Consider the following 24,088-nt stretch of genomic DNA (forward strand, 5'->3'; position numbering starts at 1 on the left):
GTTTACGGAACTATTGTTGTAAATAAGTAAGTTAGAAATAATGTTAATAAAACAATACCTTGTTGTATATTACTTCTTCCAGAATTCAAAGATAAATAAACTGTAAATAAAGATAGAACAAGTAATATTGATGACTTAGCGTCTATTCCTAAAGAAACTTTTAAATCAGCAAAATAACATACAATTGCAACAGCAGGGATTGTTAATCCAATTGATGCTAACGCAGAACCTAATGCTAAATTTAAACTTGTTTGTAATCTATCTTGCTTTGCTGCTTTATAAGCAGCTAAACCTTCAGGAAGTAATATCACGGTAGCTATTATTATTCCTACTAAAGATTTCGGAGCACCCAATTGTATTACCATATCTTCTATTGTTGGTGATAATTTTTTAGATAATAATACCACAGCTGCTAATGCAATTAAAAGTAAAATTAAACTAAAAATAGAAGTTAATGAATTAGGTTTTTCTACATGAATTTCTGAAACCGTTTCTGATGTTTGAGGTAAAAAATAATTTCTATGACGTATTGTTTGTACAGAGATAAATCCTCCATAGAGTATTAATGAAATAATAGCAACAAAAATTAATTGACTTGAAGAAAATCTTCCACCAGGTTCAGTAGTTAAATAATTAGGTAATATAAGTGTTAGAATAGAAATAGCAACTAATGTTATAAGTGCTGTAGAAACGCCTTGTTTTATAAAGTTTTGTTCTCTATATCTTACACCTCCTGCTAATAAACATATACCAATTATTCCAGTAAGAATAATCATTGTAGCAGCAAATACAGTATCTCTAGCCAAAACAGATGGTCCATCTGTCGGTTCTGACATCATTAGAGATACAATTAGAGATACTTCTATAACTGTTATGGCTAATGCTAAAATTATTGTTCCAAAAGGCTCTCCAACTTTATGAGCAACAACTTCAGCGTGATGAACAGCAGCAAGTACAGCACTAATAAGTATAAATCCTAATAAAGCTGTAAACCATGAGTGATCTTTAAAATCATCAGCAATTGTTAGAGTAGATATGGCAAGTAAAGGGCATATAATAGCCCAATAAGGCAAGGATAAATTTAATTTTCTAGATATAAAATTATTTACGTGCATTTAATTATGGTTTAATGTTTTACACAAAAATAATAACTTTTGTTGATTATTTATACATAACATTATAGTTATTTCAAATAATTAAATTAAATATTCTAATTAAATTTTAAATATAATTTTACTTTAAATAATTAATAAAATATAAATTTGCAAAATGATAAATGTACCAGAATATAAATTAAAAAAATGGTTTAGTATAGCTTGTGTATGGGAAACAGTAAGCTGTGTCCTTTTATTTTTAGTAGCTATGCCAATAAAATATCAATTTGGTTACATTTTACCCATGCCATTTGCAGGATGTTTTCATGGATTCTGGTTTACGGCATATTTAGTTTTACTTGTTAAAGTAAGAAAAATTTATAATTTTGATGATGAAGATTTTATCTTCTTTATTATGTATTCTTTTATTCCATTTGCTACTTTAGCTGTACATAAAAAAATAAGTAATAAATAATTATAAATTGAAATTTTTCTTCCATTTTGTAATTGTATTTCTACTTAAATTATATTTATTTGCAACTTCAGTATTTGTGTAATTATGTTTTAATTGATCATTTAATACATAATTAATATAATCTAAATCATAAGATTTATGTTTTTGATTTTTATCTTGGTTATTTGGATTAATTATTTTAGATATTTTTAAAACGTCTTTTATACTCATTTTATCATTTATTTTTTTTTTGATTTTTTTACGTTTCAAAATTTCTTCATAGATTTTTTTGTAGTTAGGTTTTTGCATTTTTTTGGTTTTTATTAAAGATATTTTTTAGTCCAGTTTCTTATAGTGTTTTTTGGGATATTATATTCTTCAGATATTTCTTGTATAGATTTATTTTCTTTAGTAAAAAGTTCTAAAATAAAATCTATTATTTCTATTGTATATATATTTTTTTTGAATTGAGGAAGTTTAGAATCTTTCTCATAGTTTCTATTTATTTCTTTATTCAGAGGTGAAAATAATATTATGTGTTGCGTATAGATTCTAAAAAAATCATATTCTAGTAACTTAGACCATTTAAGTAGATCATCAGAATCAATTGATGGTTTTTCATATTGTTCTAAAATTTGTTCTTCAGTATATTTATTTTTAAAAAATTTGATAATTCTTTTAATATCTATGTTTAATTCAGATACTCTTGTTTTTATAAGAAAACCAATGTGGATATTTTTCATTTCGATTAAATAAATATAAATATAGTAAACTTTAACCATTATTGTTTATTTTTATTTTATTACTTAATTCCTAATTTTTCTTATTTAGAATTTATTTCATAATTTTATCCAATTAAATATAGCATAATGATTATTCAACCAAGAACAAGAGGTTTTATATGTATTACAACTCATCCAGAGGGTACTGCAAAAAATGTTCATAACCAAATTGAGTACGTAAAATCAAAAAATATTACGACTCAAGGTCCTAAAAAAGTATTAGTTATAGGAGCTTCAACAGGTTTTGGATTATCTTCTCGTATTACAGCCGCTTTCGGATATAACGCTGCTACTATAGGAGTATTTTTCGAAAAACCAGCAGCGCCAAATAAACCTGGTACTGCAGGTTGGTACAATACAGCAGCTTTTGAAAAAGAAGCTTTAGAAGCTGGTTTATATGCAAAAAGTATAAATGGAGATGCTTTTTCTGATGAAGTAAAACAACAAACAATAGATTTAATTAAAAAGGATTTAGGTCAAGTAGATTTAGTTGTTTATAGTTTGGCTTCTCCTCGTAGAACTCATCCTAAAACTGGTGTTGCTCATTCTTCTGTATTAAAACCTATCGGAGAACCTTTTACAAATAAAACGGTAGATTTTCATACAGCAAATGTATCAGAAATTACAATTAACCCAATCGAATCTCAAGAAGATATAGATAATACTGTTGCAGTTATGGGGGGGGAAGATTGGAAGTTTTGGATTGAAGATCTTAAAGAAGCTGGTGTTTTAGCTGATGGTGTAAAAACTGTAGCTTATTCTTACATTGGACCAGAACTTACACATAGAATTTATAAAGAAGGAACAATTGGTATGGCTAAAAAAGATTTAGAAAATACTGTTCCTGTAATTAATGATATTTTAGCTGATTTAAACGGAGTTTCTTATGTATCTGTAAATAAAGCTTTAGTTACACAATCTAGCTCTGCTATTCCTGTTGTTCCACTATACGTTTCTTTATTATATAAAGTGATGAAAGAGAAAGGTATTCATGAAGGGACTATAGAACAAATGGAAAGATTATTTACTGAACGTCTTTATACAAAAGATGGAATTATACCTTTAGATGATGAAGGAAGAATTAGAGTAGATGATTTAGAAATGAGAGATGATGTTCAGAAAGAAGTAGATGATTTATGGAAAATAATCAATTCTGATAATATTAACGAAATTTCAGATATCAAAGGTTACCGTGATGAATTTTTCCAATTATTTGGATTTAATTATGATGATATCAACTACGAAGCTGATACAAATGAATTAGTAGAGGTACCTAGTATCAAATAATACTATTTTTTTAGAATATAAAAAAGTCGAACATTTTTGTTCGACTTTTTCTTTTTTTATTGAAACGCTCCTATTGTAGGGGATATTTGTCGGTTATTACCATTGTAATCTGTAGGGAATAAATTAGCATATTCAGCTTTACCAGAGTTCTTTGCTGGTGAAGTCTCTTTTACTGATAATCTATTTGCATTATAATTAGGATTTATAAATTCGGGGTCTTTTATATTATTTGATAAGAAATTGTTATTATTTAATACATTTAAAATACTTATGTCAGTATTATGAATAATATTATTATCAAATAAATAATTAAAAGTAACTCCATCTTGTTTACTAAAAACTAAGGCATTTGGAGTTCTTTGGTTGTAAATTATACAATTTCCAAAAATAGCTTTTGTCAATGGGTGTATATTTTGATTTGAATCTGTATTACTTAAATAAACTGAATATGCAGGTCCTACAGATGTATTAAAATTAAAATAATTAGCAAAAGTAGAATGATAAAATTCGTAATTACCACCAGATTCTATAGCTAAACTTGCAAGATTACTATTGTTTAAAATTAAATTATAACCTTTTATAGTAGAATTATTTGCTAGTATACCATAAGATTGATTATTTACTATTTTTGTATTACTTATTTCTAGAGATGCATTATTAACATTCAATCCAGTATCTCCACCAATAATTTTAGCATAATTAATTGTAGAATAGCTGTTAGGACTTAATTCAATTTTTTTCCATTGGTCAGGAATTGAATCATATTTATTATCATGACGTGCAGATCTAAATTTTACTTCATTATTTAATGCACCATTAACTATTAATTTCGCATTATCAGCAATTGTAAGACTTGCTCCTTTCTTAAAATAAACAGTAGTACCTTTATTTATTGTTAAATCACTTGTAATAGTTAAATTTCCATCTATTACTTGTGCTTCATTAGAATTCCAGTTTTCAGATGAAATTGTGGCATCTTTTTCATGGACTTTAGCTTTTTCAATCCATGATAATAATTTTATTTTTTTTGTAGAACTTTTTGTTTCAAAATTTATTTCATCATCATACAGTGGATTTGTTGTAGCTTCTTGGGCTGCAATTTCTATAAATATATATAAACTATCTTTTTTGCGAATAGGAACATTCTCAAAACTACTTCCTGCTTTTCCATCAACATTTATATTAAAAAATGATTTATCTCCTTTTGATAAATATATTTTCGGAATAACTCTATTATCATTTTCAGGATTATATATTTTCAATACATAAGTTTCAGATTTAGAAAAATTATATACAGTATCTACAGAAATTGTATCTCTACTATATCTTAAATCGGAAGTCAAAGGATCATAGTCAAAATCATCTCGACAAGAAAAAAAACTAACTATTGAAATAAGAGTTAGTCCAATCAGAAATGTTTTTATATTCATAACATTAAAAAAAGCTGTACTATAATTTAGAAAACAATAAAAAATAAAATTTATTGTCAATACAACAAATATATAGCTTTTTAAAATTATTAATAAAACATATTACTTTATGAAAGTGATACTTTCACCTTCTTAATTTTACTAGATAAAATTTGTATAAAAAGTCTAAATACTAAACTAGTAAAGAATTTTTATCTCAAGTGCTTTTTGTAAAAGAAAAAAACATTAATAAATGATTGATAAATAAAGATTTTAAAAAGCGAAATATTGTTATTATTATCTCATAAAATATTTGTAAAAATTATCAAAATGTTTATATTTGCACCACGAAAAACTGCTCAAAGAAGTGTTATTTTAATTTTAAGAAGTCCATTACACTCGAAATTATAATAACTTAACATATTCTTTATGAATGATTTTTTTATAAAATAAATTGTATCATTCTTAAATTATATTATCTTTGCGCTCCAATTAAAGTTAATAAAGAAGATTTTAGAAAATGAAAAAAGATATCCACCCAACGAATTACCGTTTAGTAGCATTTAAAGATATGTCTAATGAAGAAGTATTTATCACTAAATCTTGTGCTGATACTAGAGATACATTAGTTGTTGACGGAGTTGAATACCCATTAATCAAAATGGAGATTTCTTCTTCTTCTCACCCTTTCTATACAGGAAAAACTAAATTAGTTGATACTGCAGGACGTATTGATAAATTTAGAAGCAAATACGCTAAAAAAGGATAATTATTACAATTTAATAATTACACATAAAATATTTTTAAAACCTACAAGAATTTCTTGTAGGTTTTTTAGTTTAATTCAGTTTTAAGTTTAAATTTGTACAGTTTTGAAATAATTTAATATTAGTTAGCTTAAATGTCCTTATTCGACAATACTCAGTTCGCTTTTGAATCTAAATCTGATAAAGATTTAAAAAAAGCTTACTACCTTTACAAGTTAATAGGTAGTCCTTCTTTAACTAAATTTGGAACACACTTTTTTAAGTTCCCAATTGCTGTCGATTTACCATTTGTTAAGCCATTAATCCGAGAAACAATTTATAAACAATTTGTAGGAGGAGAAACAGCAGAACAAGGCGTTATTGTTGCAAACAAACTGTATAAATATCATGTAAGTTCTATTTTGGACTACTCAATCGAAGGATTGACAGAAGAAAGTCAATTTGATGAAGTGCGTGATGTTATGTTACATCTAGTTGATTTAGCTAAAGAAAATCCATCAATTCCTTTTGTAGTTTTTAAACCAACCGCTTTCGGTAGAATAGAATTATTCGAAAAAGTAGGTAAAAAACAAGAACTTACAGAAGATGAAAAAAAGGCATGGGAAAATACTCGACAACGTTTTGAAGCAGTTTGTCAAAAAGGTTACGATTTAGATGTAAACATCATGATTGATGCAGAAGAAACTTGGATGCAAGATTCTGCAGATGATTTAACTGATGAAATGATGGTTAAATTCAATAAAAATCGTGCGCTTGTTTGGAATACATTACAAATGTATCGCCATGATCGTTTAGCGTATTTAAAGGAGATTTTTGCAAAAGCAGAAAAAGAAGGTTATTATTTAGGTTATAAAATTGTTCGTGGAGCCTACATGGAAAAAGAAAGAGCTCGTGCCGAGGCAGAAAATTATCCATCTCCAATTCAACCAGATAAAGAAGCATCTGATAGAGATTATAATCTAGCTTTAGAATTTATTGTTCAACACAAAGAACGTTTCGGATTATTTGCAGGTTCTCACAACGAAGAAAGTTGCGAATTATTAATCAAACTAATGGAAGAGAACGGAATAGAGAAAAATAATCCTAATTATTGGTTTGGTCAATTATTTGGAATGAGTGATAATATTTCTTTTAATATTGCGCATTTAGGTTATAATATTGCTAAATATTTACCATATGGACCTATAAAAGAAGTTATGCCATACCTTATTCGTAGAGCACAAGAAAATACTTCTGTCGCAGGACAAACAGGTCGCGAATTATCTCTCATAGAAAAAGAATTAGAACGCCGTAAAAAATCAAAATAAAAATTTTAAATTTTTTAAATATAAACCACTCAATTTGAGTGGTTTTTTTGTTGATGATATAAATTTGTAGAATGAATTGTTTGAAAACAATCAACCCTTTTACTAACTTGCCCTTTCAATCCAAATAGAATGAAAACATCTTTTTTTGCTGAAATTATTTTACCTCTTTCTTTAGATGGAACGTTTACATATCATTTAACCGAAAAAGATTTACAGCAAATAAAAATAGGTCAACGTGTATCTGTTCCATTTGGAACTCAAAAATTATATACAGGAATTGTACATTCTATTCATGAGAATGCTCCAGAATTATATAAAACAAAAGGAATTCATGCTTTTTTAGATAATGAGCCTTTAGTTACTGTAACACAAATAAAATTCTGGGAATGGATTGCTAATTATTATATGTGTTCTTTGGGAGATGTGTTTAGAAATGCATTTCCTTCTGCTTTAAAATTAGAATCTCAAACGTTTGTTCGATTAATTAATCCAAATTACGATACAATTGAAGAGTTAAATGATTACGAATTTCTAGTTTTTGAAGCATTAAAATTAAGAGAAATAATTTCTGTAGAAGAAGCTGCGCTTATTGTTGATGAAAAATCAGCAATTCCAACTTTAAAACTTTTAATAGATAAGGGAATTATATGTTTAGATGAAAAATTAAACGAAAAATATACACCAAAAATTGATAATTATGTCCGTTTACATTCAGATTTAAAAGGAAATGAACATCAGTTTATGGAGGTTTTAAATCAGTTAGCAAAAGCTCCAAAACAAAGAGAAGCTTTACTACAGTTAATTACTCTAGAAACTCAATTACAAGATAAACCTTTAAAAGTTGCCGATTTTGTGAAACAAGGAGCAACAAATGCAGTAATAAAATCTTTAGCAGAAAAAGGAGCTGTAGAAATTTATCAGAATCAAACTTCTCGAGTTGATAATGGAATTGAGGAAACAGAAAATGTATCAGAATTAACGTTAAAACAAGAAGAAGCTTTTCATCAAATAAAAGAGCAATTCAAAGATAAATCTACGGTGTTATTGCATGGAGTAACATCAAGTGGAAAAACAGAAATTTATCTAAAATTAATGCAACAAGTAATTGCTAAAGGAAATAAAATTCTTTATTTATTACCAGAAATCTCTGTAACAACACAAATAGTTCATCGTATCAAAAAGAATTTTGGAGATAAAGTTGGTGTTTATCATTCTAAATTCAATCAAAATGAAAGAGTTGAATTATGGCAAAAAACATTAATTGGTGATTTTGATATTATTATAGGTCCTCGTTCTGCACTTTTTTTACCTTTCGATAATTTAGGAATGATTATCGTTGATGAAGAACATGAATCTTCTTATAAACAAATGGATACGAAACCATTTTTCCATGCGAGAGATATGTCTATGCTGTTAGGTGGAATGATGAATGCTAAAGTTCTTTTAGGCTCGGCAACACCTTCAGCAGAAAGTTATTACAATGCAACTCAGAAAAAATATGGTTATGTTGTATTAAATGAACGTTATGGACAAATTAAATTACCAGAAATTAATTTAATTGATTTAAAAAAAGCACAAAAGCAAAAAGAAATAACAGAAGATATTTCTAACATTCTCCGTGATGAAATTTTTGAACAATTAAATCATAAAAAACAAGTAATATTATTTCAGAATAGGAGAGGATATGCTCCGATTATGGAATGTAATACATGTGGACATACACCAGAATGTCCTAATTGTGATGTAAGTTTAACTTATCATAAATTTTCTAATCAACTAAAATGTCATTATTGTGGTTATGCTCAAGCAAAACCTATGCGTTGTCCTAGCTGTGGTTCTCATGAATTAAATACAAAAGGAATTGGAACCGAGCAAATAGAACAGCAAATACAAAATATTTTTCCTGAAGCAAGAGTTAAACGTATGGATGTGGATGCAATGAGGGGAAAATTTGCTTATGAAAAATTAATTGAAGATTTTCAAAACAAAGAAATTGATATTTTGATTGGTACACAGATGATCACAAAGGGTTTTGATTTTGATAATGTAGATTTTGTTGGAGTTATTCGTGCAGATTCTTTACTTAATTTCCCTGATTTTCGTGCACATGAAAAAGCTTTTCAATTATTAACTCAAGTTGCTGGACGTGCTGGACGAAGACAAGAACAAGGCAAAGTATTGATACAATCTTTTCAACCAGAGCATCAGATACTACAAAATGTTACAACATATAGTTATGCTCCAACGATGAAAGATATTTTATATGAACGCAAAGAATTTTTATATCCACCTTTTGCAAGATTAATAAAATTGCGTTTTAAACATAAGAGTAAAGAACGTTTAGATAAAACAGCTGAACAATTGGTTATTTTATTAAAGTCTAGCTTTGATTCTCGTTGTTTATTAGGTCCAGAATCTCCATCGATAGGTAGAATAAATAATTTGTATATCACAGATGTTTTAATAAAAATAAGACCAACACAATCACCACAAAAAATAAAAGATTTAATTCTTGCTAAAATTAATCAGTTACATACAATAGCTGCATTTCGCTCTGTAAGAATAGATATTGATGTGGATCCAGTATAATGGTTATAAAAAAAAGAGAGCGATAAAAAGCTCTCTTTTTTATGATTATTTTTAGAAACTATATCCTACAGAAACCATAAAGTTTCTAGGAGCTCCAGGGAATAATCTGGCATAATTGTATCCACCAACCCAATATGTTTTGTCGAATACATTATTTACGTTAAGTGCCATTCGGAAATGATCGAACTGATAAAATATAGCAGCATTACTTACTGTATATCCAGGTAAATCAAGCGTTAACTCATTTGTATGACGTTTAGTAGCATAATTCATTCCTCCAGCTAAACCAATCCCATTTAAGAAAGAAGTTTTTCTGAAATTATATTTTACCCAAATATTTCCTTGACTTTTAGGAGCATTTGGTACAATTCTTCCTATTTCATCAGGATTATCACTTTCTGTTACCTTTGTTTCATTTAAAGAAAAAGCAGCAGTAATACTCAAATTATTTGTAATATGACCATTGATATCAAATTCAAAACCTTTTGATTGTTGCTGACCAACTTGTCTTAAAAGATCAGGATTATTTGGATCAGATGCATTAATTAAAATATTATTTTGTTCGATGTAATAAGTAGATGTAGTAAGCGAAAGTCTTTTATGAAAAAATTCAAATTTAGCTCCAACTTCAAACATTTTACTTTTTAAAGGATCAAAGGGACCTCCATAAATTTCAGGACTTCCGATCGTTCCGGCACTTTGTGGTTGATAACCTTGGTTATATGTAGCATACAAACTTGTGTTTGTAGATGGTTCGAATACTAAACCAATTCTAGGAGTAAATGCATGCTGTTGTATGTTTCTTTCATTGTTTTTAGTATAATTTTGTACATCAGTGTAATATTCTTGTCTTATTCCTAAAAGAGCTTTCCATTTTCTCCAAGAAATTTGATGTTGTAAGTATACTCCGTTTAAGTAGTATTTTGAAGGGGTTTCTTCCTGACTTTTATTTATATAATTAGAAATATCAGAAATAGAATAATCAGGATTTTCTAAATCAAAATAAGGAACATTAGGTACAGGCATTCCATCTTTTATCATATATTTTTCTGGATGTTTTGGGTCATATTTAGCAATAACACTTTTTCCATCTGCAGAAAGAAAACCAGAAGCATTGTAGGTTGAATTACCTTTAGGAAAAGTTTCTTGTATATGATCATAACCAACGAGAGTTTTATGTTCAAATTCTCCAGTTTTATAATCGAAGGTAAAATAACCAGAGAAATTATCAATATAATTTTGTCTAATTCTTTTTATAGTTTGCATTCCCATCAATGTTGGGATTTGATTTCCATCTACATCAACAGCAAAACTATTGGAAGTGCGATGTTCTAATAAATCTTCATCATACATAGATCGTAGATAAGATGCGTTAAAAGTTATATGTTCAGTAAATTTATGTTGTAATGCAATAGTTGTAAAAATACTTGTTTCTTTTTGGTAATCATTTTTTTTACCAATAGCAAAAGATGTAGGAACAGAATATATGTCAGAACCTTTTGTTCCTCCAAATATTGGTTGTCCACGATCTAATCTTCCATCTGTGTTCTGATAGACGAAATCAAAATTTACACTTGTTTTTTCATTTGGTATAAATGAGAATGAAGGAGCAATAACTAATGCTTTTTGATCCTGAAGAATACGAAACGTTTTTGTGTTTTGGTAAGCTAAATTAAGTCGATATAATAATGTTTTTTTTTCATTGATAGGACCTGTAAAATCTCCTGTTAATCGATTTGTATTAAAACTTCCTGTAGAGAAATTAACAGCATTTCGTTTTTCTTTTAAAGGTTTTTTTGTAATTGTATTTATTGTTCCTCCAGGATCTGTATTTGCAAATAATGCAGAAGCAGGACCTTTTATTACTTCTATTCTTTCTACATAAGGTGTTAAGTTTTGAGCCCAACCTCTTGTAGATATTCTTTGCCCATTAATTAATGTATTATTTGCTCTAAATCCTCTTAAAACAAAATCATTGTTATTATATGAACTTTGATTGACACCGCTTATATTTTTTATGGCATCACTTGTTTTAAAAGCAACCTGATCTTCAAGAGTTTCTTTTGTTACATAATTAATGGATTGTGGTATATCCATTAAATTTGTATTTGTTTTTGTACCACTAAAACTACTTGTATTTTTATATCCTTTTTCTTTTCTACCTGTAATTTCAATTGTTTCTAGAGTCTCAATTGTGTCTTTTTTTTCTACATTTTGTGCTTGTACAATATTATTTGCACCTAAAAAGAGGAGTGGTAAAGATAATTTCACCAAATTTTTTTTGTTTTTCATGATAAATAAGTAATTAGTAAATTTTAGGCGACAAATTTAAATTAAATTAGAATAAATAAAAATAATAAATTATATAAATTTTAACTATTAAACTATTATTGTTATGATTTAATTAACTTTAAAATAAATAAACTACTATTTTTTATTAAAAAAAATCTAAATTTATAGAATGAAACATCATTTAGAAAAACATTATGTTAATAGGATTGGTTGGCTTAGAGCAGCCGTCTTAGGAGCTAATGATGGGCTTTTATCAACTACTAGTATTGTAATTGGTGTTGCAGCGGCAAGTTCAGATAGACATTCTATAGTCCTTACGGCATTAGCTGGGACTATTGCAGGCGCAATGTCAATGGCAGCAGGAGAATATGTTTCAGTTAGTTCTCAAGCAGATACTGAAAATGCTGATTTAGAGAGAGAAAAAAAAGAGTTAGAAGAAATGCCTGAATTTGAATTACAGGAACTTGCTAAGATATATGTAAAAAGAGGTGTTAGCAAACAAACAGCACTTCAGGTTGCAATAGAACTTTCAGAACATAACGCCTTGGAAGCACATGCAAAAGATGAATTAGGGATTAATGAGATAACTACAGCAAAACCTTTTCAAGCATCTATTTCTTCGTTTTTTTCATTTTTAGCAGGAGCTTCTTTACCACTGATAATATCTGTTATTGCTCCAGTAAGTAATATGGTTTATTGGCAATATTCATTTTCTATTATATTTTTAATGATTTTAGGCGCAATTTCTGCTAAAACAGGAGGTGCTAGTATTTGGAAAGCGATGATTAGAATTTGTTTTTGGGGAACTATCGCAATGGGAATAACAGCATTAATTGGACATTTATTTGGTGTTAATGTTAACTAATAAAATAAATAGGTTAGATTTTTATAATTAACCTATTTATTTTACTTACTTAAGCATAATGATTATTTTTAGCTCTGTCATATTGTGGTGGCCAGTTAATATCTTCACCTAATTTTTTAGCAGCATCTAAAGCGAAATAAGGGTGACGAAGTAATTCTCTAGCTAAAAAGATTAAATCTGCTTCATTATTTTGCAATATCTCTTCAGCTTGTTCTGCTTCAAAGATTAAACCTACTGTTCCAGTAATTATATCAACATTGTTTTTAACTTCCTTAGCAAACGGAACTTGATAATTTTTTTTAACTTCAATTTTTTGTTCACTTACACCTCCTCCAGATGAAATATCAACTACATCAACATTGTTATCTTTTAATATTTTACATAATTTAATCGTTTCTTCTAAATTCCATCCATTTTCAACCCAATCAGTTGCAGAAAGTCGTACCCAAATAGACTGTGTTGAAATATATTTCTTCATTTCATCAATTATTTCTAATAACAAACGAATTCTATTTTCAAAACTTCCACCATATTCATCTGTTCTTTCATTGATTAATGGAGATAAAAATTGATGAACTAAATAACCATGAGCTCCATGAATTTCTAAAATTTCAAAGCCAGATTTTATGGCTCTTTCAGTTGCTTTTCCCCAATTTTTAATTAAGTCTTTTATTTCGTTTAATGATAAAGAAATTGGTTTATGATCATTTTCATGAAATGGAATAGTTGAACTTGAAACAGTTTGCCAGCCATTTTTATCATTTGGACTTAATTGTTTATTTCCTTCCCAAGGTTTTTCTACACTTGCTTTTCTTCCTGCATGTGCCAATTGTATACCAGGAATGCAATTATATTTTTTTATTTGTGAAGTTAAATTTTTATAATGTTCAACTTGTTCATCTTTCCAAATCCCTAAATCCCCATAAGATATTCTTCCTTCAGGAACTATAGCAGTTGCTTCTTGTATAATAGCAGAAACACCTCCTACAGCACGAGAAACATAATGTTGAAAGTGCCAATCATTTGGAAAACCATCTTCTGCAGAATATTGACACATAGGTGACATTATAATTTTATTTTTTAAAATAATTGATTCATTTATTTTTATTGATTCGAATAATTTACTCATTGCTTATTTTTGTTAAAATATTAGTCTACAATTTATAAATATTTGAAATCTTTGCATTTATATATTATGTAAAATTTTATATAAAATTTACATTTATTTTAAATAAGATTAAATTTAAAATAATCTTTAGTCTATATAAGTTGCATATCATTATTAGACTATATTGATAAAATTGAATTTAACATTCTATTAACTTGTTATTTATAATAAAAATCAATTAAATTTTAATGCTATTCAGATAAACTCGACTATTTTTGTAGCTCAATTTTAAGTAATGAGTAAAATAGAAAAATATTTATTTTCTACCAGAACCATGACAGTATTGTTATTTATTTATGCAATATCGATGGGGTATGCCACTTTTATTGAGAATGATTATGATACAGCTACTGCTAAAGCTGTAATTTATGAAGCGAAGTGGTTTGAGGTTTTGATGGTTTGGTTAATCGTTTTGTTTCTAATGAACATAAAACGATATAAATTATGGTCAAAGGAAAAATTACCTTTATTAGTTTTTCACTTGGCTTTTTTGTTTATTTTTATTGGAGGAGGAATCACTCGTTATATTAGTTTCGAAGGCGAAATGCCAATCCCAGAAGGAGAAACAAGCAATGAAATTACTTCTTCTAAATCTTATTTCAAAATGATTGTTGATGATGGTACACAGCGTTTAGCTTATGATAATCATCAATACAACATGACATACTTTGATAGAAAAGACAGTACAAATTCTCTTCTTTATAGACAATTTGAAGGTGAATATCAATTCAAGAATAAATTAATAAAACTTAGAACATTTGATTATATTCCACACGCTCTTGATACAGTTGTAAGAAAAGCGAATGGGATAAATGTCTTAGAATTGGTTTCTGTTGGCCAAGGAGGAAGAAATACTATATTTATTAGAAATGGTGAAATAAAAAGTATAAATGGAACTTTAGTAGCTTACAATAGGCCAATGGATGGTACAATACAAATTACTGGTGAAGGGGAGAATTTAACAATTAAATCTCCTTTTGAAGGTGAATATGTACAAATGGCTGGACAAAAAGTTGGACAGATTACAGATATGCAAAAATTGCAAGAAGGTGCTGGAAAAGTTGAATTTAATGTTCCAACTCAATTAAAGTTACGCTCTTTATATACAATTAATGGAGCTCAATTTGTAATTCCTAATCCTGCGTTTAAAGGAGAAATTCTTTATCGTCAAGGATCTAAATTTAAAGAAACTGAAAAAAGATTACCAGGAGCTATCAAAGCTGAGGTTATCGTTGGTGATAAAAGAGATACAGTAACTATTGTTGGAGGAAAAGGTCAAACAAATTATACAGCTGATGTTACTATTGATGGAATGAATATTTCTTTAGGTTACGGTTCAAAAATGGTTAAAATACCTTTTAGTTTACGTTTAGATGATTTTGTTTTAGATCGTTATCCTGGTTCATCAAATCCATCTTCTTTCGAGTCAAACATAACTGTAATAGATGAAGGAAAAGAGCAAAAACATCATATTTATATGAATAATGTAATGGATTATAAAGGATATAGATTTTTTCAATCAAGTTATTTTCCAACAGAAAATGGTACTATATTATCTGTTAATCAAGATTGGTGGGGAACTAACATCACTTATTTAGGTTATTTTATGTTGTTCGTTGGTATGTTTGTTTCATTATTTTGGAAAGGAACTCGTTTTATGCAATTAAACTCTTTATTAAAAGGTTTACATACAAAGAAATTAAATGTTTTAATTCCATTATTTTTATTGTCAAGTTTAGTATTTTCTCAAAATCCTACAACTACAGATGGCAATAAATCAACTCATCAAAAAATAGAAACGAATACTTCTACAGATAAAGCTCATTCCTCTGAACATTTGGGAGCTTTTTCTACCAAAATGGCTGATGGTGATGAGTTAGCGAAAAATGTAAAAATTCCTGATGAACACGCAGAAAAATTTGGACATCTTTTAATTCAAGATATAGAAGGACGTATAAAACCAGTAAATACACAATCATTAGAAATTTTAAGAAAAGTATATAAAAAAGATAATTTTCATGGTTTGTCGTCAGATAAATGGTTTATATCTTTACAATTAGATCCTGCATATTGGGTAAATGCTCCAATGATTAAAATTGGAACAAAAGGAGGAGATCAACTTCAAAAAATGACAAGTGCAAATGAAGATGGTTATACATCTTTAATGAATTTGATTGATCCTAAAACGACGCGTTTTAAATTGGATAAAGCATATAATGAAGCATTTTCAAAAAAGCCATCTGAGAGATCTAAGTTTGATGAAGAAGTGATTGCTGTAACAGAAAGATTTAATATTCTTGATCAGACGGCAAAAGGTTATCAGTTAAAAATAATTCCAGTACAAAATGATCCTTCAGAAAGATGGACATCATGGATTTATCAAACACAAAATAATCCTGTAGAGATTGATACTTTAGCACTTGGTATGGTAAGTGTATATTTTAATATGGTATCAAAAGGTTTAGAGAACGGAAATTGGACTCCAGCGGATAATGCAGTTGATTATATTAGTAAATATCAACAGAAATGGGGTAAGAATGTAGTTCCTTCTCCTACAAAAGTAGAAGTAGAGGTATTATATAATAAATTTAATGTTTTCTTTTACGTAATGATTTGTTATGCGATGATAGGTGGAATTTTAATGATTTTATCATTCATACAGTTGTTTTCAGAAAGTAAAATTCTACATACAATTATTAATATTTGTTTAGGGTTAATACTCATTATTTTCCTAATTCAAGCAGCCGGTCTTGGAATTAGATGGTATTTAACAGGGCACGCTCCTTGGTCAAATGGATATGAAGCAATTGTATTTATTTCATGGGTTAGTGTGTTAGCAGGAATGTTGTTATATAAAAACAGAAATGCATTTATACCAACAACAGGTGCAATGGTAGCTGTAATTATGATGGGATTTGCTCATGGAGGTTCAATGTTAGATCCGCAAATTACTCCATTGGTACCAGTACTTAAATCATACTGGTTAATTGTACATGTAGCTATTATTGTATCTTCTTATGGATTCTTTGGTCTCGGTGCTATCTTAGCTGTTTTCTCTTTGATTATTATGCTAATTAAACCAAACAAGAAAATTGAAATTTCATTGAAAGAAATGACTTATGTTTCAGAAATGTCATTGACTATAGGTATTTATCTTTTAACAGTTGGTACATTTTTAGGGGGTATGTGGGCTAATGAATCTTGGGGACGTTATTGGTCTTGGGATCCAAAAGAAACTTGGGCTTTTGTTTCTGTAATTATATATGCTGTTGTATTACATATGCGTTTAGTTCCAGGTTTAAGAGGTAAATTTGCATTTAATGTTGCGGCTTTATGGGCTGTTTGGTCTGTAATTATGACTTATTTTGGTGTAAATTATTATTTATCAGGATTACACTCTTATGCAGCAGGTGATCCAGTTCCAATTCCTTTTTGGGTACCAGCAACAGCTGTAGGAATGTTTATTTTATCATTTGCAGCTTGGTATTTTCAAAACAAAGTTTACAAAGTAAAAAACTAATTGTAAAAAATAAATAGTAAAAAGTCATGTATATTTTATACATGACTTTTTTTATGAAAATTAATGATGATTAGATTTAACTAATTGTAACATTTTCTTTAATTATAACGACATATAAAATACATTTATAAAAAAAATATTTTTTTCAATTTATGATATCTATTCGTGATTTAAATAAATCCTATAAAATGGGTAAAAATAAACTTCATGTTTTAAAAGGAATTAACCTTGAAATTGATGAAGGGGAATTTGTTGCTATTATGGGATCTTCTGGTTCAGGAAAATCAACATTACTGAATATAATAGGTATGTTGGATGAACATGATACTGGAATTTATGAATTAGATGGTGTGAGAATTGAAAAATTAAATGAAACGAAAGCAGCAAATTATAGAAATAAATTTCTAGGATTTATTTTTCAATCCTATAATTTAATTAGTTTTAAAAATGTTTTAGAAAATGTAGCCCTACCATTATATTATCAAAAAGTAAAAAGATCTGAGCGAAATAAAGTAGCAAAAAGTTATTTAGATAGAGTAGGATTAGCTCCTTGGGCTTCACATATGCCTAATGAACTTTCTGGTGGACAAAAACAACGCGTTGCTATCGCAAGAGCTTTGGCAGCTAAACCTAAATTATTATTAGCAGATGAACCAACAGGTGCATTGGATACAAAAACGTCTCAAGAAGTTATGCATCTTATTCAAGAAATAAATGATGAGGGGAAAACTATTGTAATGGTAACTCACGAAGATGATATTGCAAATATGTGTAAACGCATAGTTCGATTAAAGGATGGGGTTATTGTAAGTGATGAGAAAGTTAACCAAGTTCGAGTTTAATTATAATAATTATTAAATTTTATGTTTGATATCGATCGTTGGAGAGAAATTTGGTCATCCATTTCAAGTAATAAACTACGTACAGCTTTGTCTGGATTAACAATAGCATTGGCTCTTTTTGTTTTTATTACATTATATGGATTGGGAAATGGTTTACAAAATGGTTTTCAGAAACAATTTTTTAAAGCAAATTCATTAAATATTACTTTAAGTGGAGGAACTACGAGTGTTCCTTATAATGGTTATAAGCAAGGAAGAACAATTGAATTGGATTTAAATGATTTTAATTTTATAGAAAAATCTTTTCCTGATCAAATTAAAAGCGTTGTGAGTACTATTGCAAAAACTGATACAATAAGAAACGAAGTTAATTCAGGTAGTTATTCAATTACTGGTGTATATCCACAATATGAAAATATGATTAATGAAGAAGTTACTTCTGGTCGATTTATTAATCAAAAGGATATGGATAATCAGGCAAAATCTATTGTTATAGGACGTTTAGTTGCTCAAGATTTTTTTCCAAATCAAATTCCTCTTGGAAAATATTTACAAGTTGGTAATGCGATGTATCAGGTAGTAGGTGTTTTTAAAAGTAATGATGGAGGCGACAATGCAGAAAGAGCTTTATATACTCCTTTTTCTACCTTTAAAATTATTTATGCGACAGATAAGGTTTCTTCAATTATTGTAACCCCAAAAGATAATCTTGGTTTATCCGAAATATCAGATTTGGCCAAAACAATTGAATATAATATGAGAATTAGACATAATGTTGCTGCATCTGATTATTCTGGTTTATGGGTGAGGAATGCCGCTAAAGATATGGAGCAAACAAATCAGTTTTTTGTAATATTGACAGTTATTGTTCTTGTAATTGGTGGAGGTAGTTTAATAGCAGGAATTGTAAGTATTGGGAATATTATGATTTTTAGTGTAAAAGAAAGAACAAAAGAAATAGGTATACGAAAAGCATTGGGGGCAACACCATTTAATGTTTTAAGTCTTATTTTACAAGAAGCAATTCTTATAACTATAATTTTTGGAATTTTAGGAATAGCATTAGCTTCTTTAGTTGTAGAAAATATAGGAGATAGTTTAGAAGAATATTTTATTTTTAATCCAGGAGTAGAAATGAAATCCTTAATAGTTGCTTCCGTAATTCTTTTTGTGTCTGGAACAATTTCAGGATTAATACCTGCTTTAAGTGCTGCGAGAATAAAACCAATTGATGCTTTAAGAGACGAATAATGAACTTTATAAAATTTATTTTTGATGTAGATGCTTGGAGCGAGGTTTATGCAGCTATTCGTAAGAATAAGTTACGTACAATTCTTACGATGATTGGTGTTGCATGGGGTATGTTTTTATTTGTACTTCTATTGGGTGTAACAAAAGGATTACAAAATGGTTTTGATCGTAATTTAGCTAATTCTGCTACCAATTCCTTATTTGTGTGGGGAGGAAAAACTTCAATTCCATATCAAGGTTTTCAGAAAGGCCGAACGATAGAATTAAAGATGAGTGATGTAAAAAAAATTCAAGCACAATTTCCTCAAATATCACTTTTAGCTCCTAGAAATTCAAAATCTAGTACAATTATCGCTTATGGTTCTAAATATAATTTTTATACTGTAAATGGAGATTATCCTGATCAAAATAGAATGTTTGGAAAAGATATTATACAAGGACGTTTTATTAATGAAGATGATATAAAAACAGAATCAAAAGTTTGCGTTTTAGGAATTGAAGTCGCAGAAGATTTTTTTGGAGATGATCCTAAGCCATTAGGAAAACAAATAAGAATTAGTGATAGTTATTATACGATTGTAGGTATTTATGATTCTCCTTCATCACCTGTAGAAGGTAAAAATGAAGTTTTTATTCCATTCACTACTTTTCAAAAAGTATACAATCAAGGTGAAACAATTAATTATTTGAGTCTTAGTTTACCGAATAGTTATGATATTAAAGGTTTTGAAAAACAATTAAAATCATATTTAAAAGAAATTAAAAATATTTCTCCTGATGATGACCAAGCTATTGGTGGATTCAATTTAGGTGAAATGTTAGGTAAAGTACTAAAGTTTGTAAAAGGAATGCAATTTTTAGCTGTAGTTGTAGGAGCAATGACTCTTTTTTCAGGTGTTATTGCAATTGCAAGTATTTTACTAATTACTGTTTCAGAAAGAACAAAAGAATTTGGAATTAGAAGAGCCCTTGGTGCTATTCCATCCCAAATAAGAGGACAAATTCTTTTAGAATCAGTTATATTAACTCTTATCGCTGGTTTTATCGGAATTATTTCAGCTGCTTTAATTTTAATGTTTTTAAATGAGATATTAATACCAGGAAATAAAAACATACCATTATATAATGCTTCCATAGATTTACCAACATTATTTTCAGCCTTAGCTATCATGGTAATTATGGCAACTTTAGCTGGTTTAATTCCTGCTCAACGAGCAATTCAAATAAAACCAATCGATGCATTAAGAGATGAATAATTTAATAAAAAAACAATATTTAACACATAGATATAATGAAGAAATTTATAAAAATTTTACTTGTTGTCGTATTTATAGGTGCAATAGTCGGAGTCATATCTTACTTCGGTAAGAAGAATAGTCAATCTATAGATACCTATGAAACTACAACTCCTTTTATAGGAAATATTGAAGTAAAAGCTGTTGCTACAGGAGAGGTAAAACCTTTAGAAACGATAGAGATTAAACCCAATATCTCTGGTGTAATAAAATCTATTAATGTTGCTGAGGGAGAACGTGTAGAAAAAGGACAATTAATTTGTGAATTAAGAGTCGTTCCAAATGTTGAATCTCTAAATAGTGCTCGCCAATCTATAACTGCTGCAGAAATAAAAGTAGATCAAGAAAGACGTAATTTTAATCGAACAAATACATTATATAACGAAGGTGTTCTACCACGTGAAGATTATGATAATTCTAGAGCTACTTATCTGTCTGCTCAACAACAATTAAAAACTGCTCAGTATGATTATAAAGTTGCACAAACTGGTATTGCTCCTGGATTGGAAAAATATGCAACAACTAGAATTTTGGCAACTACTTCAGGAATGATTTTAAGTATACCTGTTGAGGTTGGGAATATGGTACAGCAGATTAATAATTTTTCAACGGGAACAACAATTGCAACAATGGCAGATGTTAATAAAATGATATTTCAAGGAAAAGTTGATGAAGCTGAAGTAGGTAAATTAAAAGAAGGTATGAAAATTAATGTATCAATTGGTGCTATAGCAAATAAAACATTTACAGCTGTTTTAGATTTTATCTCTCCTCAGGGTGTTACAAGCAACGGTGTTGTTCAGTTCGAGATTAAAGCTCCTATTCAGTTAACATCAGATAATTTTATCAGAGCAGGTTATTCAGCCAACGCAGAAGTTGTGACACAAGAAGCTAAAAATGTATTATTGATAAAATCAGCTCATCTTCGTTACGATGAAAATCAAAAACCTTATGTGGAAATTTTAACCTTTGGTAAAGGTCAAGATGCTAAATATGAAAAAAAATATATAATACTTGGTATTACAGATGGTGTAAATGTTCAAGTTAAATCTGGATTAAAAAAGACAGATAAAATAAAAATATGGAATACAGATCTTAATAAAGCTACAACTAATAAAGAAGAATAATAGGTAATTTAGTTTTTAATATTATTTATATCGATTATAAATTTAACGTAGTTTTTTATTTTTTTAACAATAAGATTTTGTAACTTAGTTACAGAAACAAGGATAGTTTCTCTTAACTGATTTTTAATTAAAAAAATATAAAATGGAAACATTAAAAAAATCTTATATCAAATCAATTAATCCTTTTAATAATGAATTGGTAAAAGAATTCGAAATAATGAGTAACGATCAAGTTGATCAAATTGTAGATAAAGCAGATGAAGCTTTTAAATCATGGAAAAATACTTCTTTTGACGAAAGAGCAAAAATTATACATAAAGTAGCTTCTATCATGCGTGATAGAAAACAAGAATTAGGGAAATTAGCAACTTTAGAAATGGGTAAATTACTTCGAGAAAGTATTTATGAAGTAGAATTAAGCGCTAATATTTTTGATTATTATGCTGATAATGCATCGAAATTTTTATCAGATCATCCATTAGAAACTGAATTAGGTGAAGCTTTTTTAAGTTATGAACCAATAGGAGTTTTATTAAGTGTACAACCTTGGAATTTTCCATATTACCAAATTACACGTTCTGCAGCATCTGCATTAATGGCAGGTAATACTATGGTATTGAAACATGCTTCTAATGTTCCTCAATGTGCCCAAATTATGGAAGATATTTTTCATGAAGCAGGTTTGCCTAAAGGTGTGTATACAAATTTATTTGTTCCAGGAGGAAGTGTTGAACGTATTGTAGATAATCCAAAAATTAAAGCTGTTGCTCTTACAGGTAGTGAAGCTGCAGGAGGAAGTATTGCAGCTGCAGCAGGTAAAAACATTAAAAAATCGACATTAGAGCTTGGAGGTAGTGATCCTTTTATAGTTTTAGAAGATGTAGATATTGATAAAGCTGTAGAAACTGCTATTTTGGGGCGTATGTGGAATGCTGGTCAAGTATGTGTTTCTCCTAAGAGAATTATTGTCCCTGAAACTATTGCTGAGAATTTTATTCAAAAAGCAAAAACTCTTTTAGCTTCTTTAAAGGTTGGTAATCCATTAGAGGATGATACAGTAGTTGCACCTTTGAGTAGCGAAAAAGCAGCTCAAGATGTAGCTGGACAAGTAGAAAAAGCTGTTGCAAATGGAGCTAAAGTAGAATTAGGAGGTAAACGTATTGATAGACCTGGAGCTTTTTTAGAGCCAACTTTATTGACTGGTATTACTGCTGAAAACCCTATTTTTTTCGAAGAAATTTTTGGACCAGTTGTAGTTATCTATACTTATAAAACAATAGAGGACGCAATTGAATTAGCAAATGCTACAACATTTGGATTAGGAGGTTCAGTTTTTGGAAATGATATTCCAAAAGCAAAAGAAGTTGCTCGTAAAATAGATACTGGAATGGTTTATATTAATCACGTAACTGGTATTGCTCCTGAATTACCATTTGGTGGTACTAAACGTTCTGGTTATGGACGCGAACAATCACCAGCTGCTATTTACGAATTTGTAAATGCTAAATTAATTCGAGTAACATCGCCAGAAAACTTATATTAATAAGTAAAAAATTAAATAAAATAATACAAAATCCTCAAGAACTTCTTGAGGATTTTTTTATAATATTTTTGGATTGAATAGTAACCTTTCAGTTTACTTTTTCACGAGTCTATATCTCAAAGTAGCTAGCAACATCAACTTTTCAAGGTAGCTGTTACTCGCTAATCATGCCATGGTTTAACATCGTTAGTATGGAGAATAACTATTTTTTTCCAGTGTTCAAGTTCTTCAGTGTTTAAGTGTTTCAGTTATTAAGTTAGGTATATCACTTATAGCTTAAGACTAATAACTTATGAACTGTCATTCATAGCTTTTCGAAGAATCTTTGAGCTTTGTAGTGTTCAAGTTCTTCAGTGTTTCAGTTATTAAGTTAATCATATCACTTATAACTTAAGACTAACAACTCACAACTAAGAACTCACAACTCACAACTAAGAACTGAAAAACTCTCTGTTTTCCTGTAAAAATGATGAAAAAGTAAAAAAGATTAAAAAAT

The 24,088-nt window shown here is 28.6% G+C and carries 18 protein-coding genes; 12 read left to right on the forward strand and 6 right to left on the reverse strand.

From position 1 onward, the window contains the following. Positions 1-2: 2 nt before the first annotated feature. Positions 3-1,115, reverse strand: coding sequence for an ionic transporter y4hA (locus tag RT575_RS04525; protein ID WP_313579132.1), 1,113 nt, complete (start codon positions 1,113-1,115; stop codon positions 3-5). A gap of 154 nt (positions 1,116-1,269) precedes the next feature. Between RT575_RS04525 and RT575_RS04530 the strand changes: the two genes are divergently transcribed. After that, complete coding sequence (locus RT575_RS04530) at positions 1,270-1,569, forward strand: DUF3817 domain-containing protein (protein WP_313385579.1); 300 nt, start codon at positions 1,270-1,272, stop codon at positions 1,567-1,569. Here the strand turns inward: RT575_RS04530 and RT575_RS04535 are convergent, their stop codons facing one another. Both RT575_RS04535 and RT575_RS04540 read right to left on the reverse strand, forming a co-directional pair. Then, positions 1,570-1,857 (reverse strand): helix-turn-helix domain-containing protein, encoded by a 288-nt coding sequence (locus RT575_RS04535; RefSeq protein ID WP_313579134.1) that lies wholly within the window; start codon positions 1,855-1,857, stop codon positions 1,570-1,572. 14 nt (positions 1,858-1,871) lie between these two features. Then, positions 1,872-2,291: a transposase gene (locus RT575_RS04540; protein ID WP_313385582.1), complete on the reverse strand. Its 420-nt coding sequence runs from the start codon at positions 2,289-2,291 to the stop codon at positions 1,872-1,874. A 126-nt stretch (positions 2,292-2,417) separates the two neighbouring features. Between RT575_RS04540 and fabV the strand changes: the two genes are divergently transcribed. Beyond that, a complete protein-coding gene (fabV, locus tag RT575_RS04545) occupies positions 2,418-3,617 on the forward strand; it encodes an enoyl-ACP reductase FabV (RefSeq protein WP_313385584.1) in 1,200 nt (399 codons plus the stop codon). A 56-nt stretch (positions 3,618-3,673) separates the two neighbouring features. Here the strand turns inward: fabV and RT575_RS04550 are convergent, their stop codons facing one another. Then, positions 3,674-5,047: a hypothetical protein gene (locus RT575_RS04550; protein WP_313579137.1), complete on the reverse strand. Its 1,374-nt coding sequence runs from the start codon at positions 5,045-5,047 to the stop codon at positions 3,674-3,676. 499 nt (positions 5,048-5,546) lie between these two features. On the opposite strand from RT575_RS04550, the gene RT575_RS04555 reads away from it, so the two are divergent. The 3 genes from RT575_RS04555 to priA all read left to right on the forward strand — a co-directional run bounded on the left by RT575_RS04555 (position 5,547) and on the right by priA (position 9,689). Further along, positions 5,547-5,795: a type B 50S ribosomal protein L31 gene (locus tag RT575_RS04555; RefSeq protein WP_313385588.1), complete on the forward strand. Its 249-nt coding sequence runs from the start codon at positions 5,547-5,549 to the stop codon at positions 5,793-5,795. Positions 5,796-5,927: 132 nt separating this feature from the next. Beyond that, a complete protein-coding gene (locus RT575_RS04560; RefSeq protein WP_313385590.1) occupies positions 5,928-7,100 on the forward strand; it encodes a proline dehydrogenase family protein in 1,173 nt (390 codons plus the stop codon). A 129-nt stretch (positions 7,101-7,229) separates the two neighbouring features. After that, positions 7,230-9,689, forward strand: coding sequence for a primosomal protein N' (gene priA / locus RT575_RS04565; protein ID WP_313579139.1), 2,460 nt, complete (start codon positions 7,230-7,232; stop codon positions 9,687-9,689). A gap of 51 nt (positions 9,690-9,740) precedes the next feature. Here the strand turns inward: priA and RT575_RS04570 are convergent, their stop codons facing one another. Continuing rightward, positions 9,741-11,981 carry a TonB-dependent siderophore receptor gene (locus RT575_RS04570; protein WP_313579141.1) on the reverse strand — a complete coding sequence of 747 codons (2,241 nt, stop codon included), beginning with the start codon at positions 11,979-11,981 and terminating at the stop codon, positions 9,741-9,743. A 169-nt stretch (positions 11,982-12,150) separates the two neighbouring features. Between RT575_RS04570 and RT575_RS04575 the strand changes: the two genes are divergently transcribed. Further along, entirely contained in the window at positions 12,151-12,846 is a 696-nt protein-coding gene (locus tag RT575_RS04575; protein ID WP_313579143.1) for a VIT family protein, read from the forward strand. Between the two features lie 49 nt (positions 12,847-12,895). Here RT575_RS04575 and RT575_RS04580 read toward each other — a convergent pair whose 3' ends face one another. Next, the gene (locus RT575_RS04580) at positions 12,896-13,975 is read right to left on the reverse strand and encodes an NADH:flavin oxidoreductase/NADH oxidase (protein WP_313579145.1); all 1,080 of its coding nucleotides are present in this window, start codon (positions 13,973-13,975) and stop codon (positions 12,896-12,898) included. Positions 13,976-14,249: 274 nt separating this feature from the next. Here RT575_RS04580 and ccsA point away from each other — a divergent pair, with 274 nt between their 5' ends. The 6 genes from ccsA to RT575_RS04610 all read left to right on the forward strand — a co-directional run bounded on the left by ccsA (position 14,250) and on the right by RT575_RS04610 (position 23,592). Beyond that, a complete protein-coding gene (ccsA, locus tag RT575_RS04585; protein ID WP_313579147.1) occupies positions 14,250-17,534 on the forward strand; it encodes a cytochrome c biogenesis protein CcsA in 3,285 nt (1,094 codons plus the stop codon). A 152-nt stretch (positions 17,535-17,686) separates the two neighbouring features. Next, complete coding sequence (locus RT575_RS04590; protein ID WP_313579149.1) at positions 17,687-18,376, forward strand: ABC transporter ATP-binding protein; 690 nt, start codon at positions 17,687-17,689, stop codon at positions 18,374-18,376. A gap of 21 nt (positions 18,377-18,397) precedes the next feature. Then, positions 18,398-19,627, forward strand: a complete 1,230-nt coding sequence (locus RT575_RS04595; RefSeq protein WP_313579151.1) for an ABC transporter permease — start codon at positions 18,398-18,400, stop codon at positions 19,625-19,627. Next, positions 19,627-20,883, forward strand: coding sequence for an ABC transporter permease (locus RT575_RS04600; protein ID WP_313579153.1), 1,257 nt, complete (start codon positions 19,627-19,629; stop codon positions 20,881-20,883). Before RT575_RS04595 ends, RT575_RS04600 begins: the two co-directional genes overlap by 1 nt. Positions 20,884-20,918: 35 nt before the next feature. Continuing rightward, positions 20,919-22,049, forward strand: a complete 1,131-nt coding sequence (locus RT575_RS04605) for an efflux RND transporter periplasmic adaptor subunit (RefSeq protein WP_313579155.1) — start codon at positions 20,919-20,921, stop codon at positions 22,047-22,049. Positions 22,050-22,191: 142 nt separating this feature from the next. Beyond that, positions 22,192-23,592 (forward strand): NAD-dependent succinate-semialdehyde dehydrogenase, encoded by a 1,401-nt coding sequence (locus RT575_RS04610; protein ID WP_313579156.1) that lies wholly within the window; start codon positions 22,192-22,194, stop codon positions 23,590-23,592. Positions 23,593-24,088 lie beyond the last annotated feature (496 nt).

Origin of the sequence: Chishuiella sp., from assembly GCF_032109125.1 — a bacterium.
GTDB lineage: Bacteria > Bacteroidota > Bacteroidia > Flavobacteriales > Weeksellaceae > Empedobacter.

Coding starts and splice junctions, on each gene's coding strand:
- ccsA (WP_313579147.1), top strand. CDS start 14,250: ATGAGTAAAATAGAAAAATATTTATTTTCTACCAGAACCATGACAGTA.
- fabV (WP_313385584.1), top strand. CDS start 2,418: ATGATTATTCAACCAAGAACAAGAGGTTTTATATGTATTACAACTCAT.
- RT575_RS04570 (WP_313579141.1), bottom strand. CDS start 11,981: ATGAAAAACAAAAAAAATTTGGTGAAATTATCTTTACCACTCCTCTTT.
- RT575_RS04610 (WP_313579156.1), top strand. CDS start 22,192: ATGGAAACATTAAAAAAATCTTATATCAAATCAATTAATCCTTTTAAT.
- RT575_RS04535 (WP_313579134.1), bottom strand. CDS start 1,857: ATGCAAAAACCTAACTACAAAAAAATCTATGAAGAAATTTTGAAACGT.
- RT575_RS04600 (WP_313579153.1), top strand. CDS start 19,627: ATGAACTTTATAAAATTTATTTTTGATGTAGATGCTTGGAGCGAGGTT.
- RT575_RS04560 (WP_313385590.1), top strand. CDS start 5,928: ATGTCCTTATTCGACAATACTCAGTTCGCTTTTGAATCTAAATCTGAT.
- priA (WP_313579139.1), top strand. CDS start 7,230: ATGAAAACATCTTTTTTTGCTGAAATTATTTTACCTCTTTCTTTAGAT.
- RT575_RS04525 (WP_313579132.1), bottom strand. CDS start 1,115: ATGCACGTAAATAATTTTATATCTAGAAAATTAAATTTATCCTTGCCT.
- RT575_RS04530 (WP_313385579.1), top strand. CDS start 1,270: ATGATAAATGTACCAGAATATAAATTAAAAAAATGGTTTAGTATAGCT.
- RT575_RS04590 (WP_313579149.1), top strand. CDS start 17,687: ATGATATCTATTCGTGATTTAAATAAATCCTATAAAATGGGTAAAAAT.
- RT575_RS04605 (WP_313579155.1), top strand. CDS start 20,919: ATGAAGAAATTTATAAAAATTTTACTTGTTGTCGTATTTATAGGTGCA.
- RT575_RS04550 (WP_313579137.1), bottom strand. CDS start 5,047: ATGAATATAAAAACATTTCTGATTGGACTAACTCTTATTTCAATAGTT.
- RT575_RS04595 (WP_313579151.1), top strand. CDS start 18,398: ATGTTTGATATCGATCGTTGGAGAGAAATTTGGTCATCCATTTCAAGT.
- RT575_RS04580 (WP_313579145.1), bottom strand. CDS start 13,975: ATGAGTAAATTATTCGAATCAATAAAAATAAATGAATCAATTATTTTA.
- RT575_RS04575 (WP_313579143.1), top strand. CDS start 12,151: ATGAAACATCATTTAGAAAAACATTATGTTAATAGGATTGGTTGGCTT.
- RT575_RS04555 (WP_313385588.1), top strand. CDS start 5,547: ATGAAAAAAGATATCCACCCAACGAATTACCGTTTAGTAGCATTTAAA.
- RT575_RS04540 (WP_313385582.1), bottom strand. CDS start 2,291: ATGAAAAATATCCACATTGGTTTTCTTATAAAAACAAGAGTATCTGAA.